19 protein-coding genes are annotated in these 19,879 nt (G+C 45.7%); 12 read left to right on the top strand and 7 right to left on the bottom strand.

Annotated features, from left to right (window positions below; translation table 11 throughout):
* Window positions 1-1,078: 1,078 nt before the first annotated feature.
* Both ACFFJH_RS11235 and ACFFJH_RS11240 read right to left on the bottom strand, forming a co-directional pair.
* Window positions 1,079-1,342, bottom strand: a complete 264-nt coding sequence (locus ACFFJH_RS11235) for a hypothetical protein (protein ID WP_390212629.1) — start codon at window positions 1,340-1,342, stop codon at window positions 1,079-1,081.
* A gap of 220 nt (window positions 1,343-1,562) precedes the next feature.
* Window positions 1,563-2,144, bottom strand: coding sequence for an ATP-dependent Clp protease proteolytic subunit (locus ACFFJH_RS11240; protein ID WP_390212631.1), 582 nt, complete (start codon window positions 2,142-2,144; stop codon window positions 1,563-1,565).
* 328 nt (window positions 2,145-2,472) lie between these two features.
* Here ACFFJH_RS11240 and ACFFJH_RS11245 point away from each other — a divergent pair, with 328 nt between their 5' ends.
* The 10 genes from ACFFJH_RS11245 to ACFFJH_RS11290 all read left to right on the top strand — a co-directional run bounded on the left by ACFFJH_RS11245 (window position 2,473) and on the right by ACFFJH_RS11290 (window position 11,334).
* The gene (locus ACFFJH_RS11245) at window positions 2,473-3,576 is read left to right on the top strand and encodes an alpha/beta hydrolase family protein (RefSeq protein WP_390212633.1); all 1,104 of its coding nucleotides are present in this window, start codon (window positions 2,473-2,475) and stop codon (window positions 3,574-3,576) included.
* Window positions 3,577-3,594: 18 nt separating this feature from the next.
* The gene (locus tag ACFFJH_RS11250; RefSeq protein WP_390212635.1) at window positions 3,595-4,122 is read left to right on the top strand and encodes a GNAT family N-acetyltransferase; all 528 of its coding nucleotides are present in this window, start codon (window positions 3,595-3,597) and stop codon (window positions 4,120-4,122) included.
* Between the two features lie 75 nt (window positions 4,123-4,197).
* Complete coding sequence (locus ACFFJH_RS11255; RefSeq protein WP_390212637.1) at window positions 4,198-4,668, top strand: hypothetical protein; 471 nt, start codon at window positions 4,198-4,200, stop codon at window positions 4,666-4,668.
* 24 nt (window positions 4,669-4,692) lie between these two features.
* Entirely contained in the window at window positions 4,693-5,385 is a 693-nt protein-coding gene (locus ACFFJH_RS11260) for an aspartate/glutamate racemase family protein (protein ID WP_390212639.1), read from the top strand.
* 7 nt (window positions 5,386-5,392) lie between these two features.
* The gene (locus ACFFJH_RS11265) at window positions 5,393-6,097 is read left to right on the top strand and encodes an alpha/beta fold hydrolase (RefSeq protein ID WP_390212642.1); all 705 of its coding nucleotides are present in this window, start codon (window positions 5,393-5,395) and stop codon (window positions 6,095-6,097) included.
* Window positions 6,098-6,140: 43 nt separating this feature from the next.
* Window positions 6,141-6,938 (top strand): 4,5-DOPA-extradiol-dioxygenase, encoded by a 798-nt coding sequence (gene ygiD, locus ACFFJH_RS11270; RefSeq protein WP_390212644.1) that lies wholly within the window; start codon window positions 6,141-6,143, stop codon window positions 6,936-6,938.
* A gap of 282 nt (window positions 6,939-7,220) precedes the next feature.
* Window positions 7,221-8,621 carry a S1 family peptidase gene (locus ACFFJH_RS11275; RefSeq protein WP_390212646.1) on the top strand — a complete coding sequence of 467 codons (1,401 nt, stop codon included), beginning with the start codon at window positions 7,221-7,223 and terminating at the stop codon, window positions 8,619-8,621.
* On the top strand, window positions 8,618-9,589 hold the full coding sequence (locus ACFFJH_RS11280; RefSeq protein WP_390212648.1) for an FHA domain-containing protein: 972 nt from the start codon (window positions 8,618-8,620) through the stop codon (window positions 9,587-9,589). The genes ACFFJH_RS11275 and ACFFJH_RS11280 overlap by 4 nt, the downstream gene beginning before the upstream one ends.
* A 55-nt stretch (window positions 9,590-9,644) precedes the next feature.
* The gene (locus tag ACFFJH_RS11285; RefSeq protein WP_390212650.1) at window positions 9,645-9,941 is read left to right on the top strand and encodes a DUF4286 family protein; all 297 of its coding nucleotides are present in this window, start codon (window positions 9,645-9,647) and stop codon (window positions 9,939-9,941) included.
* Window positions 9,942-10,023: 82 nt separating this feature from the next.
* Window positions 10,024-11,334 carry a hypothetical protein gene (locus ACFFJH_RS11290; RefSeq protein WP_390212653.1) on the top strand — a complete coding sequence of 437 codons (1,311 nt, stop codon included), beginning with the start codon at window positions 10,024-10,026 and terminating at the stop codon, window positions 11,332-11,334.
* Window positions 11,335-11,409: 75 nt separating this feature from the next.
* Here ACFFJH_RS11290 and mnmE read toward each other — a convergent pair whose 3' ends face one another.
* The 5 genes from mnmE to rpmH all read right to left on the bottom strand — a co-directional run bounded on the left by mnmE (window position 11,410) and on the right by rpmH (window position 15,876).
* Entirely contained in the window at window positions 11,410-12,822 is a 1,413-nt protein-coding gene (gene mnmE, locus ACFFJH_RS11295) for a tRNA uridine-5-carboxymethylaminomethyl(34) synthesis GTPase MnmE (RefSeq protein ID WP_390212656.1), read from the bottom strand.
* 197 nt (window positions 12,823-13,019) lie between these two features.
* Window positions 13,020-14,762, bottom strand: a complete 1,743-nt coding sequence (yidC, locus tag ACFFJH_RS11300) for a membrane protein insertase YidC (RefSeq protein WP_390212659.1) — start codon at window positions 14,760-14,762, stop codon at window positions 13,020-13,022.
* A gap of 47 nt (window positions 14,763-14,809) precedes the next feature.
* Complete coding sequence (gene yidD / locus ACFFJH_RS11305; protein ID WP_390212661.1) at window positions 14,810-15,100, bottom strand: membrane protein insertion efficiency factor YidD; 291 nt, start codon at window positions 15,098-15,100, stop codon at window positions 14,810-14,812.
* The gene (locus ACFFJH_RS11310; RefSeq protein WP_390212663.1) at window positions 15,097-15,645 is read right to left on the bottom strand and encodes a ribonuclease P protein component; all 549 of its coding nucleotides are present in this window, start codon (window positions 15,643-15,645) and stop codon (window positions 15,097-15,099) included. The genes yidD and ACFFJH_RS11310 overlap by 4 nt, the downstream gene beginning before the upstream one ends.
* 96 nt (window positions 15,646-15,741) lie before the next feature.
* Window positions 15,742-15,876, bottom strand: coding sequence for a 50S ribosomal protein L34 (gene rpmH / locus ACFFJH_RS11315; RefSeq protein WP_061535510.1), 135 nt, complete (start codon window positions 15,874-15,876; stop codon window positions 15,742-15,744).
* A gap of 651 nt (window positions 15,877-16,527) precedes the next feature.
* Between rpmH and dnaA the strand changes: the two genes are divergently transcribed.
* Together dnaA and dnaN are read left to right on the top strand one after the other, a co-directional pair.
* Complete coding sequence (dnaA, locus tag ACFFJH_RS11320; RefSeq protein ID WP_390212665.1) at window positions 16,528-17,934, top strand: chromosomal replication initiator protein DnaA; 1,407 nt, start codon at window positions 16,528-16,530, stop codon at window positions 17,932-17,934.
* Window positions 17,935-18,585: 651 nt separating this feature from the next.
* Complete coding sequence (gene dnaN, locus ACFFJH_RS11325; protein ID WP_189345617.1) at window positions 18,586-19,692, top strand: DNA polymerase III subunit beta; 1,107 nt, start codon at window positions 18,586-18,588, stop codon at window positions 19,690-19,692.
* Window positions 19,693-19,879: the final 187 nt, after the last annotated feature.

Below are 19,879 nucleotides of genomic sequence, written 5' to 3' on the forward strand. Positions count from 1 at the left end.
ATTGGTTATTCTTAACATGTTGCAGGTTTGTTTTTTTAGTCGGCAAACCGAGGTTAACACTCGTAAACCAATGCCTGCAACATCCCACAGCTTAGTCAAGCAAATTATTCCGGACACCAGTGCGCCTACGCGGGAATGACGATACATAGCGTAGGTCATCGCAAAAAGGGGCATGTTATCTACAAGCTCTCATTTTTTCCATTAGCCGTTGATGATCGTTGTTTTTGACTTTGTTTTTGAAGTGGCTTTTGACTTTGACTTACCACCGTTTGAGACGATGTAATTTGTGCCTCACAGAAAATGGATAAGAAAGTGTTGTTGTCTGAGGTGTAGCAGGGAATTCGAGGCGCATGCGCCTCGCCTGCGGAACGGTGTTCGCTTGCAAGCGAACATTCCTAAGAACAGTTTCAACACTTTCCCATTTTTTGTGATGCACAAATTATGCTGAAGCGCAGCGTAAGCACCCGCAGGGCGAGTCTACGGTCGCCTTTTTTGGAATACCTTTTTTGGCGAAACAAAAAAGGTATTTGGCTGTCGGGCCACACCCGACCTGTAAACGTCAAAAATGCGTAATCGCAATTTCAATTCGGAAATTTAAAAAACTAAATACTGGTGCAATCTGACTATTCTCACAGCACCCCAAGCACCCTCATCCCCAACCCAGCATTTCCCCCCCCGCCGCTCGCGGGCAAAGGGAGCTTCGTAACTTGATTTTTTTTACCAATATGCTGAATGGAGATACGACGCCTAGTTTCTTCTAGTACGATATACCATATTGCCAGCCTATCCTCTTCAATACAAAAACCATATGCACTTAATTCGCCAAATCAACTTCATGGATATCCTCATGTTATTTTGGGCGGTACTGCCATTTTTGGGGTTATCACTTTTATCGATGCCAGCCATACAAAGCCTACTCAATTTTCTTCTGTTCGATATCCTCTATGTCGTACTCGTGGCGAGCTGCTTAGGTTTTCCACTGGCATCATTCCTCTATTTCTATTGGCGTGGCAAACCAACTTCAGTTAACACTGAAATTCGGTAAGCTACCCGAGACAGGTTGATTTCATCAAGCAAATCAAACAAAAACATCCACTTGTGTCCCAATAATCGCACTCATCAAGCCCCAACTACGCTCTAGTTCGCGTTGTTCCGCCAGACTCATGGGTGGCGTAACTTCTTTAGTTTCTGATACGGTCACTGGTTCTGCAGCAGCCCTGAGATCGGATCGTGTCTCGGCACTTACAGTCGCAGCTTCGCCGCGTTGTTTAATTTGCTGATAGGCTTGCAAGCCTGACTGGCTTGCAGGTAGCGCTGAATTCAGCGACAGACTCAGCGACATATTGACTCCTGAAAACATCTACGGCGTCTAGTGTAAGCCTCGCTTGCGTATTTTTAAGATGGGAATAAGTGGGAAAAAAGTCAGGAGTTCTATGCTTGCTTTGTGTCTTACTTCGCTTTCTATTTCAACGAACTGTTGTAGCAACAAACGCAGGCAAAAAAAATAGTGAGGTAAGAACCTCACTACTTTTCATAAAACTTTTTTAACTATGCAGTTTTGTTTAAGCGTCTAATTCGGTTTGTTGCACGATAATACGCGATACCAAACCGTATTCTTTCGCTTCCACAGCGCTCATCCAGTAATCGCGTTCGATATCGGTAGTGACTTTTTCTAGAGTCTGACCGGATTCTTTAGCGATCAAAGCGGCGATACGTTCGCGGATTTTGACGATTTCACGCGCTTGAATTGCGATATCAGTTGCTTGTCCACCAGCGCCACCGCTAGGTTGATGAATCAAGAAACGCGTATTGGGCAAGCATACACGGCGTTCTTTAGGGACGGCTAAGAATACGTTCACTGCTGCGCTTCCTACCCAACCCGTTCCGACCACGCGTACAGGCGCATCGATAAAGCGAATAATGTCATGTATCACATCGCCGGATTCCACATGGCCACCAGGAGACGATACCAACAAGGTGATAGGGTCTTTTGATTCCGCAGATAAAGCGATTAGACGCTTACTGACATCGGCGGCTAATTTATCGTTAATCGTGCCAAATACCAAAACGGTACGAGATTTAAAGGCTTTTTCTTCTAAAAATGGGCTACGTGCTTCGTTATTGTTTTCTTTTTCTTCGGACATAATAAACTTCCAATTAGGTTATGTTGGGTTGCGCTTCATTCCACTGCCATGCATTCAATTGCGCGTCCTGCTTTCAATATTCGCCTATGAGCAGATATGAGCAAACACCAGCGAATATCACAGAACGCACATGCTACTCGATTTTTTCATTTTTGACTTAGTCATTAGATGATTAATTAGTAATTAGGTGCTTATCTAAAAATGCAATACGTCACCAAAGATGCATCTCCAGCGTTCACATAACAATAGAGACGTGCCGTATAGAAAAGCTGAGTTTGAGCTACACTGATTCCTATTTAGTTACTTGAATGCGTTTGAAAGAATTACCATGCAAATCCTCTCTCGTATTGACTGTGGCGATCTCCTGCTTTCCGTAATGAACCTCGGCAAAATAGCGCATACTCACTATCGTTCGCTATTAACGTGCGTGTTTATCAGCTTGTTTGCAATACCGCCCAGCTTCGCCCAACAGATAGAGGCAATCAGCGCACCAAACCAAGTCGAATCCGCATTAAGGAATGAACAGGCGTTACCGATCGATAGCCAGCTATACCGTGTTGAAATGCTAGACTGGTTAGACCCAGGGCGGCAACGAGCCGTACCGGCAAAGTTGTATTTGCCGACTCTAAGCCTTACCTCACAAAAACTACCCTTGGTCATTTTCTCTCACGGTTTGGGTGGTTCGCGTGAGGGCTACAGCTATCTCGGCAAATATCTGGCCAGCCACGGTTATGCCAGTTTGCATCTACAACATGTCGGTAGTGATAGAAGTTTATGGACCGGCAGTCGTTTCACCCTTTTGTTTCGGCTGGCAGGTGCAGCGAACGATGCCGAAGCCATTGCACGAGCCCGCGATGTGAGCTTTGCTCTGGATCAAATTCTGGGGAGTGATCTAGGCGTGCAATTCGATACCGATCAGATTTTTGTAGCGGGTCATTCGTTCGGCGCTAACACCGCGATGCTTGTCGCTGGCGCCAGCGTCATGAATGGCGAACAAGAGATACATTTGCAGGATAAAAGAATCAAGGCTGCGATACTGATTTCTGCACCACCATTTTATGGCAAGGGCAATGTGAAAAAAATTCTGGCCGATATTGCGATTCCTAGCTTACACATCACATCCACTCAAGACGACATTAATATCCCCGGCTATGGTTCCGGCGTCGAAGACAGGATCAAAGTATTTAATGCCATGTCCGTGCAAACTCAAGCTGAAAAAAATCTCTTAGTATTTAAAGATGGTTCGCACAGTATTTTTACCGATAGAATGAATACGGGTGGTGAAGAACTCAACCCTAAAGTCAAACTAGCGACGCGCAGTGCGATACGAGTTTTTTTAGATCATCTGCGCGCTAAAAGTGAATTGAATCTAAAAAACTGGCAACAAGATTACGCGGCACTACTCGCACAATTTGAAATCAATACAAAGTAAAAAATACAAAATAAGAATATGACTCTACACATACGCCGCGCCACCATCGACGATGCCGAAGCCATCAGCACCTTAGTACATAGCGTTGCGCATTATTTCACCGTACATGCTGACGGCCGTGGTGCCGAAGAATTTTTTAAATCAATTACCCCAGATGCCGTACGCAGCTATTTAGCATCGGATCAATATGTGTATTGGGTAGGCTGCCTTGAACAACAGCAAGGGCAAATGCCAGCACTAGCGCCAACGCTAGCAACAGCGCCAGATCACATTATTGCCGCGATTGCCTTACGCGATAATAGCCATCTATACCATCTCTTTGTCACCAGCGATCAACAATCGAAAGGCTATGCCAAGCAACTGTGGGAGGAACTGCAGTTGCACGCTACGCAAAGAGGCAACCCCGGTAACTTCACCGTCAATGCCTCACTCTTCGCCGAAAAGATGTACCGGAAATGGGGTTTTACGCCGACCACAGAAGTTCAAGAGATGCACGGTTTGCGATTTATTCCTATGCAGAAGAACATCACTAGCAACGCAACTTGAGGACAAACAAACTAAGATGCGCAATTGCGTTTATGATCAATATCTCAATTGGTTCTCACTCCTACTATATTCAACATGTCGCTTCTCTTACCTGATTTCCGCAAAATGCTAGGCCTACTAATTCGTTCTGGGCTAGGAGTGGGATTGCTGATCTCGGTAGCGCAGGCACAAGTCTTAACCCAAGTGAATAAAGACCTGGGCCATGGCTTTCATTCTCAAGAATCCAAGCAAATTAATGTGCCCGGTCGTTGGCACAGCAACCAGAGTTTCAAATTTCTGTATTTTGAAAAGCGTCATTTGTGTCAATGCAGTGAATTTAGTATCGCACCAAGTGGTCAGGTGGCGCTCTTTCAGGATGCATCGACCAAAGTCATCAGTAGCTTTAATGTGGCGAAAAATAGTGTCACGCCCTACGTAAAACTACCCGCAGGAAAATTACAAAATGTGGTTTGGCTGGCACAAGAAAAACAAGTAGAACTACAATTGCTAACGCCCATCAATGGCGTAGAAACGAGCATTAAAAAACGCCTGCATTTAAAGAAATAGGTATTTTTTACATAGGAAATCGGCATGAAAACTTTAGGCTTAATTGGTGGCATGAGTTGGGAATCAACGATTCCTTATTATCGCGAAATCAATCAAACCGTGAAGCAAGAATTAGGTGGCTTGCACTCGGCGAAGATCATTGTTTTTAGCGTCGATTTTCATGAAATTGAAGCCTTACAACGCAGCGGTGATTGGGATAGCGCCGGAAAGATTTTAGCGAATGCGGCGCAAGCATTGGAACGCGCCGGTGCCGACATACTGGTGCTATGCACCAACACCATGCACAAAGTCGCGCCAGCAATTGAAGCTGCCGTCAGCATTCCCCTATTTCACATCGCCGATCCCACCGCAGAAGAAATCAAAGCGCAGGGCTATCAACGCATCGCATTATTAGGTACACGCTTCACGATGGAACAAGCCTTCTATAAAGACCGACTGCAACACATGCATGGTCTCGATGTCATCACCCCCGATGAAGCAGATCGTCATATCGTACATAAGATTATTTACGATGAACTATGTCTAGGCAGTATTCAAGAAAGCTCACGCCAAGAATACCAACGCGTCATCGCAAACTTAATTAAAAACGGCGCACAAGCCATCATCCTAGGTTGCACCGAAATCTCTTTGTTAATCAATCAAAGCCACGCCAGCGTACCGCTATTCGACACGACAGCACTGCATGCACGTAAGGCGGCGCTGTGGGCTTTGAAATAGGCGCCCGATGACCCGCTTAATACTGTTACCTGGCATGGATGGAACAGGCGATTGCTTCGCGCCGTTCCTTGAACAATTGGATTCAAGTATTCCGAGAACTATAATTACTTACGATACTCAGCACCCTTGTGATTATGCTGAGTTAGAAATGCAGGTAAGAAATCAGTTACCAAAAGACGAGCTATTCGTGATTCTTGGAGAGTCTTTTTCGGGGCCAATTGCTATCGCTATTGCGGCACATCCGCCTGCAAATCTGATCGCTGCAATTTTTGTTTGCACTTTCGCACGCAGCCCTCTGCCTTTGTTTAAAGGTATGCAAACAATAATTTCTAAATTACCGCTGAAACTAGCTCCATTTTTTACAATCCAATATTTCATACTAGGAAAATATTCAAGCAAGCCACTTAGAAATATGCTGGCCCAAGCTATTTCAAAAGTAAGCAATAGCGTTTTCCGGGTTCGTGCAAACGCTGCGCTCAATGTTGATTATTCGGATCTAGCGAGACAAATTCAATTGCCATGCTTGTCCATAGTCGCTAGCGAAGATCTACTGATATCAAAAGCAACCTCTGAACATTTAGCGCTATGCATTAAAGAGATTGAAGTAGAGAAAATAAGAGCACCGCACTTTGTTTTACAAGTGGCGCCTCAATTAGCTGCGCAAGCAGTACAAAAATTTCTAAAAAAATGCAGCCTAAATTCGAAGCATTAGACAGCTAACCAAACAACAAGCTAGGCTATCATAAGGAAACATCATGAACAAACCCAGACAACCCGCTATTTTCGTCGGTCACGGCAGTCCTATGAATGCCTTGGAAGACAATCAATTTACTCGCAATTGGGCGCAGCTTGGTCGTGAATTTACTCAGGCCGACAACAAGCCCAACGCGATACTGATGATTTCTGCGCATTGGATGAGTCATGGAGTGAAAGTCACGGCCATGACGCAACCTAAAACGATTCATGATTTTGGCGGTTTTCCACCGGCCTTATTCGCCATGCAGTATCCAGCACCTGGTAGCCCAGAACTAGCCCAGCGCATCGTGCAAGTCTTAGCGCCGCTACCTGTTAAACAAGATCAGGAGTGGGGACTAGATCATGGCACTTGGTCGGTGTTGGTAAAGATGTTTCCTGATGCAGATATTCCTGTTGTTCAGTTGAGCTTAGATTTGAATGAAAATGAAGCGTTTCATTTTGAACTAGGCCAACGTCTCGCCAGCTTGCGTGAAGAAGGTGTGATGATCATGGCCAGCGGTAATGTAGTTCACAATTTGCGCCGCTTAGATCCTCGCATCGCTAGCTTCGATTGGGCGGAGCGTTTTAATAGCAAAATTCGCGACGCCATCATTGCCGGCGAACGCACTGGCGACTTTAGCCAAGTAATTCATTATCATCAGCTCGGCAGTGATGCTCAACTCTCGGTGCCGACCAGTGAACATTATCTGCCTTTGTTATACATACTCGGTGCAAAACTTCCTGAAGATAAAATACGAATCGAAAGTGATGAAATGGTGATGGGCGCGATTAGTATGATGTCGGTGATATTGAATTAAGGCTTGCGTTCTCTTGAGGTGGTGCGGTGTGCACCACCCTTGCAATCAATGAATAGAATTAAATGAGCCAGCGCAGGAGTAATGCCGTTCAGTTAGGCGGGAACGACCATTCATCTCATTGAGCATAACTGAACACCGTTACCAGCGCAGTTGGCTTTTTGAACTTCATCACAAAATCGTTTATGCTCTGTAACATCTATATTCTTGTTGGATACTAAGCCCAATAAATAAGTAGTAGCAAATCAGCCCTAGTCTCAACGCCTATTCCCAAAGACCGCCCGTATGAATTGTCGATTATTGCTTCGTGCCCTCACCTGCTCTGGATTCAGCCTAGCCTTGCTGTTTCATCCTGCCCAAGCACAGGAAAAAAACGATGAGGACAGTATCAGCAATAAACCAACCTCGTCCGCTGCGCAAAAATTGTATAGCGCCGCCAAAAACGATCTCTTGCAAATTCGCGTGTTAGTCAAAAATGGACGCACACAATCTTCGGTAGGCTCGGGCTTCATGGTAGGTCAAACTGATCTGGTGGTGACCAATTACCACGTAGTCTCGCAAATCGCGCTGGAGCCAGAGGTCTATGTCGGTGAGTTTGTCGATACCAATGACCAACGCGGCACGGTGGAATTATTAGCGGTAGATGTCTTGCATGATTTAGCCGTCGTTCGCATCAGTCGCCGTGGTACTGGTTTCTTTCAAATCCCAGACGACAGTGCGCAATTACCTAAATTAAATCAAGGTCAATATTTGTACTCCTTAGGCAATCCTTTGGATTTGGGTTTTGCGATCTCTGAAGGCGCTTACAATGGAGTCATAGGTCGCGCTTTTTATGATCAGTTTTTATTCACGGGCTCGATCAACTCTGGCATGAGTGGCGGCCCCAATATCACGCCGTCTGGCGCCTTAGCAGGCGTGAACGTTGCCAAACGCACGGATGGTGAACTAGTTAGCTTCCTAGTACCAGCGCGCTTCGTGGTGGAGTTGCTCAACAAAGTAAAACTACAAAAATCTCCTCCTAGTAGTTTTAATGAAGAAGTCGGTCGGCAATTGATCGTGCATCAAAGCCTGATGCTGGACAAATTACTCGAACACCCGTTGAACAAAAAAGAACTCGGCCCCTATCTGGTGCCAGTGCGCGAATCAGAACAAATGCGTTGCTGGGGTAGCTCTAACACCAAGGAGCAGGCAACTTTTACCGAGGACAAAATTAGCTGCAATATGGAGTCGGCTATTTATGTCTCGGGTAAATTACAAACAGGTCATGTCGCGATTACTCATAGCTTCTCTAAAAGTAAAAGCCTAGACGCCTTGCGCTTTTCAATCGCTATGAGCGACAAATTTAAAAATCAAATTTATCCCGGAAATAAGCAAAGTAATTTGACGGGTCCTGCCTGCACGGAAGAATTTATCAAGAATGATCGACTCTCCATGCGCGCTGTTATTTGTGCCCGAGCCTATCGTAAATTTGCCGGCATCTATGACTTCCGTCTTATCACTTACAGCATGGATCAAGATAAAGAAGTATTACAAAGTGTCTTAAGCGCCAAAGGTGTTTCCTACGACAATGGGATGCGCCTGACTCGTCAATTTTTACAAACGATGGGCAGAAAATCAAACAGCATCGCTAAAAACACTACGGCTACAACCATGCCTGCGGATGCTTCCAATGGGAGCAAAAAATGAGCGCTGAATATTTTCTAGAAATTTTGTCGCGCAACGGCGAAGTTGAAGGTCGCCAGAAGTTTGATAGCTTGCCAATCCGCCTAGGTCGCGCCTATGACAATGACTACATTCTGGAAGACCCGCACACAGCGGCGCACCATGCACAGATAGAATTGAACGAGCAAGATCATTTGCAAATTCGCGATCTCGGCAGCAAAAATGGCATCACTTATCAAAATCGCCGTCATCACACGCTAGAACTCGATGGCAATCGCGTTTTACGCTTAGGCCAAACCTTAATCCGAGTGCGTGATCGCGACTTTGTAGTCGAACCTGAAATAGTCGATGTCAATAATTATCGCTGGGAAGGCTGGCGCCCTGCACTCGCTGCTTTCTTGCTGATTATTTTTCAGTCAGCATTCACCAAATGGATCTCGCAATCCGAAGCATTTAGCTTTACCGTTTATACACAATATACGATAGGCATGCTGCTCTCTGCCTTAGTTTGGAGTGGGCTGTGGGCCGGTGCGAATCGCTTATTTGCAGCGCATCCACGTTTTGGAAGACATCTGTTTATCGCGGCAAGCGGCTTTCTCGCGATGCAAATATGCGTCATCATTGCCACGCTCGCGGGCTTTATTTTCTCTTGGGAAGTCTTACCGCGCTATCGCAGCCACACACAAATATTGTGCTTGGGCTTTATGATTTATTTTCATCTGATCACCATCAGCGCAAAGGCTTCGCGTCGTAAATTATGGGCGGTCATGTTCTGTGCGGCACTGGCCTCAGGTACGATGTTAATGTCAAAGTACAAGAATACCGGCAGCTTCAGTGACGATCTATATATGGGCGATTTGTTTTCACCTAATTTACGGCTAAGTAAAGACATTAGTGTTGATGAATTCAGCAAAGACGCGGAGCTACTGAAAGAAAAACTCGATAAAGAAAGATTAGAGTCTTTAGCAGAAGCTGAAGACGATGACGATTGATTTTTGAAACTAGTGCGATCCAGGCTAATGGACGCCCGTTAGTAGAAAGCGACCTATGATACTGTACGAAGTCAGTGTGGCAATCAGTGCCGATTTAAGTGAACCATTTGAACGTTATATGCGTGAAAAACATATCCCAGAAATTTGGGCAACGCAATGCTTCGAAAAAATCCGGTTCGACAAAGTCAATCCTACACAATATCGCACCTGCTATCAGGCCAGTAATGCAGCGAACTATGAGCGTTATCTAAACGAATTTGCCACCGCCATGCGCGCTGATTTTATGGAACATTTTCCCGAAGACTGCATACCTTCTCGTCAGGTGTACGAGGCACTGCAAACTTGGGGTTAGCGATACGTGGCAAAGACAAAGTCGTGCAGTCGTTATTCCAGATGTCTCAAGTAATACAAAACCCTCAATCAATTCCATTGATATGAATCATCGACCACTACGCACTGTACTTCTTTGTCTATTAGCGACAGCCATTCCAGCTAGCATTCTCCATGCCCAAGAAGGCCATGACAAGCTTGCCGCCCCTAGCATAAAACTCAAAACAACTAGACTCAAAAAGCTCAGAGAGACGGAAGCCTATTTACTAGAAATGAAATCCTTAACTGATGCCGAGTTAAAAGGACGAAGCCGTGAGTTTAAAGTAGCAGGCGCATTCCTACATTTAGGAAATTCACTGTCTCTTATAGGCGATCAAGAAGCGGCCATTGAGGCGATCAACTCACAAATTCAACTCTCACATGAGATGGAGAAGAAGCAAGGATTAGCGCCCTCTTTGCCTTATGAAATGGGTGATGAGACATTGGTATCAGGCGCAGAATCAGAAAATATTCTAGTGCTCGACGCAATCAGCGAAATAGTCAAACAGGCTAAAAACCGGCAGATTATTATGCTCAACGAGGCGCATCACCTGCCTATGCATCGGGCATTTGCAATGAAATTGGCAAAAGAATTGAAGCGTATCGGGTTCACCTATTTAGCCTGTGAGGCATTCTCTCCTTGGGATGAAAAACCTCTTGCAAAGAAATATGTTAGCGATGCTATGGGTCTCTACACCCTTGAACCCATGTTTGCTAATTTTATTAATAGTGCGATTGAGGATGATTGGAAATTGATCAGTTACGAAGCGCCGACAGCCACTCGCGAATTGGATATGGCAAAAAACTTAATGGAGAAGATTTTTAAGAAGGACCCAAATGCAAAAGTATTCGTCTATGCAGGTTATGGCCACATATACAAACATCCAGAGGCAAATAGCAAACCTAAGCATGCGATGATGGCGGCACAACTCAAGATGCTGTCCGGTATTGATCCATTCGTTATCGAGCAGACCCAAATGAGTCCCATCTTTCAGTCTAAGCAGCAACAAGATATGTATAAGAAGGTGCAAAGCCGTTTCAAGATTACAAAACCATCAGTTTTAGCGACTAAGTCCGGCCATTATGTACGCTTAGGTATTCAGCAGAAAGTGGTTGATATGCAGATCGTTTATCCCCATTATCGCTTGGATAAAGTCACTCATCGTGAGGCATGGTTGGAATCAATCGCAGAATTCAAACCCAAAGACATTCCCATCAATTTACTGCCTAAAAATGGTGTGCGCTTAATTTACGCTTATCGACAAGATGATCCTTTGGATGCTACACCGATTGATCTCGTTTTAGTGGACGTAAAGAAGCCACTACCGAAACTCATGCTTCCCGCAGGACAATTCCGCTTCGCTACAGAAGACTAATCTTTCTAGCTGACTGAGGTTTGCTTTTGATTTGACGCTGCGCGTATCCAGAATAGATACGTCGCGTCGCAATCATTATTTCCCAATACAAAAGCGCGAGAAAATCACGCCTAACAAGTCATCGGAAGTAAATTCTCCGGTGATGCTATTTAAACGGTCTTGGGTTAAGCGCAGCTCTTCGGCGAATAGATCTAGTGATTGATCGTTTTGTGCAGCATAGGCAGCCGCTAGTTCCAAATGTTCATGCGCATGTTTAAGCGCGATCAACTGACGCTCGCGCGCCAAGTACAAAGATTCTCCGGTTTGCTGCCAACCCGCGATACGCAGTAATTCTTGGCGCAGTAAATCCATGCCCAAATGTTCTTGCGCGGACAAATACACTTGGGTTAGATCGCCAACGGTGTCCACACTAGCGTGATGTCCTGAAATATCAATCTTAGTCCACACACAGATCACGGGAACACCGTCTGGAAAGCGCTCGGCAATTTCTTCATCGGCGCGTGTAGGACCACGACTCGCGTCTAGCAAATGCAAAATCACGTCGGCTTTTTGCACTTCGTTCCAAGTACGTTCTATGCCTATACGTTCAACAGCATCGATCTTATCGACGACTTCACCAAACTCTGGCTCATCGTGGTCATGACGAATGCCCGCGGTATCGATAATGTTTAGAGGGATTCCTTCAATATGTATAGTCTCGGTGACCTTATCGCGCGTGGTGCCCGCGATTGGCGTCACGATAGCGATGTCATCACCCGCTAAAGCATTCAACAAAGAAGATTTACCGACATTCGGCTGTCCCGCTAATACGACGTTCAAACCCTCGCGCAATAAGGCGCCTTGTGCAGCTTGCTCAAATACGGCGCGTAGGGATTTTTGAATTTCACTGAGTTGGCCGCGCGCGTCAGACTTTTCAAGGAAATCAATTTCTTCTTCAGGAAAATCTAAAGTGGCTTCCACCAGCATACGTAAATGCACGACTTTCTCAACCAGCGCATGAATCACTTTAGAAAACGCACCCGACATCGATTGCGAAGCCGATTTGGCGGCAGCTTCCGTCGAGGCTTCGATCAAGTCGGCCACGGCTTCAGCTTGTGCCAGATCGAGTTTGTCGTTCATGAAGGCACGTTGGGTAAATTCACCAGGTTCGGCTAAACGTAAACCCTGATCTTTACCTGCTTCCAGACAACGCGCTAACAACATTTGCATTACCACCGGACCACCATGGCCTTGTAATTCGAGTACGTCTTCACCCGTGTACGAATGCGGCGCTTTGAAAGCCAGCGCTAAACCCTGATCAATCACCGTGCCATCAGCTTGTGTGAAATCGAGGTAAGTGGCATGACGCGGTTTTAATACCGTCGCTCCAAATAGTTGGCGGGTGATTGCACCAAGATCTTTACCAGAAATTCGCACAACGCCTATCCCGCCTCGTCCTGGTGCGGTAGCGATGGCAACGATGGGAGTGCTGTCATAGGTATGTGTCATGAGGAAATTCTAACCTTGCGATAGAGAAATCTGTTGAAAATCTGCAGCTTTACATCATGCCATTTGTATCGTAAACACGACATGATATGCAGCAAAAAACGTGGTTTCCATTAACAAAAAAGCCCATGAACCATGGGCTTTTTTGAATCAATTTTGACTCAACTAGTGAATCAACTACTAAATATTTTCATGCCATCTTATCGATGTTCAGGTGGGACGATCTTGTTATTGATGACCCATTGCTGGCCAATAGACAAGACGTTATTCACTACCCAGTACAAGACCAAACCTGATGGGAAGAAGAAGAACATGATGGAGAACAGCAAAGGCATGAACAACATCATTTTCGCTTGCACTGGATCAGCTGGTGCTGGGCTCAATTTAGTCGTGATATACATAGAGATCGCATACAAAATCGGCAAGACTAAGTAAGGATCAGGTTTTGACAAGTCAGTAATCCATGCCATCCACGGCGCGCCGCGCATTTCCACAGACGCTTGCAAGACCCAATACAAAGACAAGAAGATAGGCATTTGGATCAAGATAGGCAAACAACCACCGAGCGGATTGATTTTCTCGGTTTTGTAGAGCTCCATCATTGCTACATTTAACTTCTGCGGTTCGTTTTTGTATTTCTCTTTCAAAGCCGTCATTTTTGGCGTCACAACTTTCATCTTCGCCATACTGCGATAGCCGGCAGCCGACAAAGGGAACAAGGCTAACTTAATCGCAATCGTGAATACCACAATGGTCCAACCCCAATTGCCCAAGACTTTATGGATCAATTCCATAATCCAGAACATGGGCTTAGCGATCATCGCGAAGTACCAGTAATCTTTGACCAATTCCATACCTGGTGCGACTTTTTCCAAGATCGCTGATTCTTGCGGACCAGAATACAAACGCGCATTGGAAGTGACACTCGCACCTGCCGCCACGCTACCCAAAGGAATCACGGAACTGATGGAGTAGATATTTTCACGTACACGTTCAGTGCGGATTTCGCGCTGTACTTTGTCTTCGGGAATGAAAGCGGATACGAAGAAATGTTCAATCATCGATACCCAACCTGTATCGGCTTTGGTTTCATGATCAGGTTTAGCGTCAGGCTTGCCATGACGCTTCTCGATATCTTCAAAACTCAACTTTTGGAAATGCTTTGCTTCTGTGTATACCGCTGGTGCATAAAATTCTGTTTGGCCTGAGAACATGCCGCCTGATGTTGGCTTAGTGCCATCATGAATGAGTTGCAAATACAAAGAAGGTGTAATCGGGGCGGCAGTCGTATTCGCGACAGTGTGTTTGACATCAATAACGTAGCTGCCTTTTTTGAAAGTCAAAGTTTTGGTCAACTTCACACCAGCTTGCTCGGACTCCATGACCAAATTCAATTCATTAGCACCGTCCAAAGAACGTGGGCCAGGCAAAACGACGAAACCAGATTTGTGATTAGGGAAATTACCGCCTAACAAACCGGTTTGTGCGGCATAAGTACGGGCTGGCACGGCCACTTGCTTACTGCCCTTGAAGAATCCAAAGAATCCAGTTTCTTCGGTGCGAGTCTGACCACCATGATTGTCGAACAAGACCACATTTTTCTTGGGATCATGACTATCTGGATACTTTAACAATTCCAAACGCTTAATCTCGCCACCAATCGTATCAATGTCGGCTTTGATTAAATCGGTAGTGATGGTAATTGTTTCACTTCTGATCACAGGTGCAAATATTGCAGCCGTATCTGTCGCCGCTGGATTAGCTGCCGCAGCGCTCGCTGATGCTGCGTTTGCGGTGGCAGAAGCACTTGCGCTCTTAGCCTGCTGTGCAGTCGTTGCAGGGAAAAACATGGATTGTTTTCCGTTATGACGCATCCAGTTATCCCACAGGAGTAATAGAGACATCGAGAAAATAACCCAGAGGACGGTACGCTTTATATCCATTTTATCCACTTGTGTATGTGTTATGTAGGTGTTAAAGATCGGGAAAACTAACTATTTTGACTGAGGCTTGATGTGGGGGCACTTGCTGATTTTTCATCCCCATCGAGCGCAGATTCTATTTCTGACTTGGGAGGAACTAAATCAATCCCGCCCGGATGCCAGGGATGGCATTTGCAAAGTCGCTTGCCCGCCATCAACGAGCCTTTGGCTGCACCATATTCACGAATTGCTTCCATCGCGTACTCTGAACAGCTAGGATAAAAACGGCAATTTTGGCCCAACATCGGACTAATCGCCAGCTTGTATCCACGCAAGATCAGCAGCAGCAAGGGTTTCATGAGGAAGACTCGGGAACAGAGATCACTGGCGCGACAGGAATGCGCGTTGTAGCCCGTTGCGAAACGAACAGGCGTAAAACTTCGTCCCGCAAAGCACGCTTTAATTGCGCGTTAGTGGCAGGACCAGCTTTGCTATTGACGGGCTTAGATAAGCGCACAATGCAATCCACATTCATCAGGTCAGACTGTCGGAAAATCTCGCGTGTGACACGCTTGATCATATTGCGCGTCGCAGCGCGCGGTGCGAAACGTTTTGCTGCCACCACGCCAAGGCGGGCATGCGGCAAAGCATTAGAGCGCGCATATAATACAAAATGCGCCGTTTTTTGCACAGGGCGTAAACGAAAAGCGGATGAAAATTCATCCGCTTTAAGAATTCGTCGCTCCCGCGCAAAATCACCGCCGGACAACTGGTTTTGAGCTAGGTCAGGAATGGCAGCCAAATTAGTCACAATAATTTTTAAACCTATTGAATCAACTAATTGACGATGTATCCGACTAGTCGCTCGGTATTCAAGAAATTCAATTATAGGGAGATAGTGCAAGGCGTTTCCCGCAGCAATTGCTAAGCTCTAAAGCAAAGTATTGCGAGGACAAACAACGCGGCAATATCCCCTAGAATCGGATTTATTGTATGCCGATTAAGCTGCTAGGCGCTTACGGCCTTTAGCACGACGTGCGTTCAAAACTGCGCGGCCACCGCGTGTTGCCATACGTGCGCGGAAACCGTGAGTGCGCTTACGACGAACTACGGAAGGTTGATAAGTACGTTTCATGTTGATCTCACTATTTGAGCAAAAAATAAATCGGAATTACGGGTAATAGTGCATTGCGCCGTTGCCTTGATGTGGCTCTGTTATGGAAGAGCACCAAATAAACAATAGCAACACGCTATTCACACGATTACTGCCCCAAAACCGCTGCTCATGCTTAGTTTCATCTTGTAACTTCGCTCTAGGCACCAACAAACTATCAAGATAGCGTCAATGCAATAAGAAGGCACATCTAACAAAACAGGGTAGGGAACCCGTAATTAGACACCATTTTCAAGTCAACTGTCAATTCATTTGACCGTTTTTCTTCGCTTTCTGGAAGTGTTAATCAAAAGAAATTTCACCTCGCCTGTGGATAACTCTAGCCGCGAAGGGTAGAATAGCGGTGTCTGAAGTATTGCCTCACGTAATCAAAAAAACACTATTTATCTTCTTGACAGGTATCCGTCAAAAGCGCCTGATTTTATACAAAGTTAGACCGATGACGCGATGTGCTCCGCTATAATTTGCCACTGATTGATGTCAAATGATGCACAAGAAATAAATCGATTTTGTCGAGGCTATTTTCAATTAAAAGTAGAGCCACTCACCCCATAAGGTGATGGTTTTGAAAAGAACAAAAACTTAAGCATTAAGTAAACAGTAAAGCGATTCATGGAAAATTTCTGGCAAGCCTGCTCTTCACAACTCGAACAGGAACTCACGCCTCAGCAATTTAGTGCTTGGATTAAGCCGTTGACGATGGTTGACTTTGAAGAAGGTCATCTGCGCATAGGCGCGCCTAATCGCTTTAAATTAGATTGGGTCAAAGCCCAGTTCGCCAGCCGCATCGCCGAATTTGCAGCGCAATTTTGGGATGACACGGTTGATGTTGAATTCATCATTGACCCACGCGCGGGCAAGAAACCGATTTCAACCACAACTCCGCCCGCCAACTCAGGTCAAGGCAATGGCGCCGATCATGGTCAACGTACTTCTCAGGCAGCACAAGCTGATGGCATCCCTAACGAACCGCCACCGGAAACCGCACCGCGTCGTGACAATGCGCGGATTAATTTTGATTTGACTTTCGATAGCTTCGTTACTGGTAAAGCCAATCAATTAGCGCGTGCAGCAGCGATACAAGTCGCGAATAATCCCGGCGTGTCGTATAACCCGCTATTTTTATACGGTGGTGTTGGACTCGGTAAAACGCATTTGATTCACGCGATTGGTAATCAAATCTTGCACGACAAACCGAATGCCAAAATCCGCTATATCCACGCCGAACAATATGTGCGCGACGTGGTGACCGCGTATCAGCGCAAAGGCTTTGACGAATTTAAACGCTATTACCATTCACTCGATTTATTGCTGATCGACGATATTCAATTCTTTGGCGGCAAGAGCCGTACTCAGGAAGAATTCTTCTACGCGTTTGAAGCCCTGATCGCCGCCAAAAAACAAATCATTATCACCAGCGATACCTATCCAAAAGAAATTACGGGCATGGATGATCGCTTAATTTCACGTTTTGATTCGGGTTTGACGGTGGCGATTGAACCGCCAGAACTGGAAATGCGCGTCGCGATCTTATTGAAGAAAGCCTACACGGAAGGCGTACAATTTTCTGACGACGTCGCCTTCTTCGTCGCCAAACATTTGCGCTCTAACGTACGTGAACTAGAAGGTGCTCTGCGCAAGATCTTGGCGTATTCGCGTTTCCACGGCAAAGACATCACGATTGATGTCGTCAAAGAAGCCTTGAAAGATTTGTTGTCAGTACAAAACCGCCAAATCTCGGTAGAAAATATTCAGAAGACAGTCGCGGATTTTTTCAATATCAAAGTCGCAGACATGTATTCCAAACGTAGGCCAGCAAATATCGCGCGACCACGTCAGATTGCGATGTATTTGGCAAAAGAATTAACGCAAAAGAGTTTGCCGGAAATTGGCGAATTGTTTGGTGGCCGGGATCATACGACTGTGTTGCACGCAGTACGCAAGATCGCCGCAGATAGAGCGAAAAGTCCTGAGTGCAACCATGAGATTCATGTGTTGGAACAGACGTTGAAGGGATAGTTTAGAAGGTGTTTGTCGCAGATTGCGCTGAAGTATATTGCTCTGTCATTCCCACGAAGGCGGGAATCCAGTGACGTAAAAATGGCGCAGATGCTTACTGAACGAAAGACACTGGATCCCTGCCTTCGCAGGAATGGCAGAAATAAAGATACGGAAGTTTTTGCGCATCCAGCATTAAAAGAATGTGAATGTAGTAGCTAGAATTTGTAGGGCGGGTGCAACCCGCGCCGCCAGTTCCTTAAACACCTGAGCAGCGCGGGTTGCACCCGCCCTACGAAAACTAAATATTCCCTCTCCCGCAAGCGGGAGAGGGTTAGGGTGAGGGAAGTTCAGCAACAAGAAAGAGTATTAGTATAGTTAGCGTGAAGGATCAATATTTTTGACGTTAAATAATGCCATTATTGGATTCTGAAACACCCTCATCCCCAACCCTTCTCCCGCTTGCGGGAGAAGGGAGTATAGATAAGAGTAAGTAGTATTTAGCAGCAAAACCCGGCGTAGGATTTACGTAAAATTGGCCACGCGAATGATGGGCAGTTTTTCGCAAGTCCTCCCAATGTAAGAGTAGTTATGTGTTACTCGATCCGTGTAACAGCACGGCATCCAGTAATGAAGCATCCTTTAACATTGATAAACAAGTGAGGATATAAAATGCAATTGGTCAAAACCCACAGGGATACCCTCTTACGGCCCCTGCAAATTGTGAGTGGTATTGTCGAGCGTCGGCACACTTTGCCGATTCTGGCCAATATTCTCATCCGCAAAGACGGCGAAAAAGTGTCCTTTTTATCGACCGATATCGAAGTCCAAATTACTACACATGCAGAAATTGGTTCGGGTGGCGAAGTGACTGCGACCACGGTTGCAGCACGCAAATTACTCGACATCTTGCGCGCACTGCCTGATGACAATGACGTCACCTTGAAGCTCGACAACAAGAAGATGACGGTGCAATCCGGCAAATCGCGTTTCTCTTTGCAGACTTTGGCAGCGGAAGAATTTCCAACCGTCGCCCAAGCAGAACATTTCAATGCCAGCGTCAGCTTGCCGCAAAAAGCTTTGAAGCATTTATTCAACATGGTGCATTTCTCCATGGCGCAGCAAGATATTCGTTACTACTTGAACGGCTTGCTATTAGTCGTTGATGGTAAAAACGTGATTGCAGTGGCAACTGACGGTCACCGTTTGGCGTATGCACAAGTCGAAGTCGAACAAGAATTCGCACGTCAAGAAGTGATCATTCCACGCAAGACCATTTTGGAATTGCAGCGTCTGTTAGAAGACAAAGACGAACCAGTTCAACTCGACATCGCCAACAACCAGGTCAAATTGACGTTTGCTGATATCGAATTGATCTCCAAATTGGTCGAAGGCAAATTCCCTGACTTCAATCGTGTGATCCCTAAAGGTTACAAAAACAATTTCACCTTAAGCCGTGAAAAACTCCTGCGCTCTTTGCAACGCGTCGCGATTATGACTTCGGATAAATTCAAAGGCGTACGTTGCGTAATCGAACCAGGTTTAATGCGCATCTTATCCACCAATGCGGATCAAGAAGAAGCGGTCGAAGAAATCGAAATCGATTACGGCGGCGATAGCGTCGATATCGGCTTTAACGTGACGTATTTGTTAGATGTCTTGAACAACCTCAAAGTCGATCAAATCAATGTCGCTTTGGGTGATTCCAATTCATCTGCTTTGATCACAATTCCTGAGAATGGTGATTTCAAATACGTTGTCATGCCGATGCGGATTTGATGTAACAAACCTCCCTTCTCCCGTGCACGGGAGAAGGGTCGGGGATGAGGGGCGTTCAGCAATCCATGAGTGTGAAAGAAATCAATCTTAAGATTCCATCACAATTTTGATTTTTCTACGTACTCAACCACCCTCACCCCAACCCTCTCCCGCTTGCGGGAGAGGGAGCTAAAAAACAAAACAAAGC

It is taken from the genome of Affinundibacterium danionis, assembly GCF_042432465.1.
Lineage (GTDB): Bacteria > Pseudomonadota > Gammaproteobacteria > Burkholderiales > Burkholderiaceae_D > Undibacterium > Undibacterium danionis.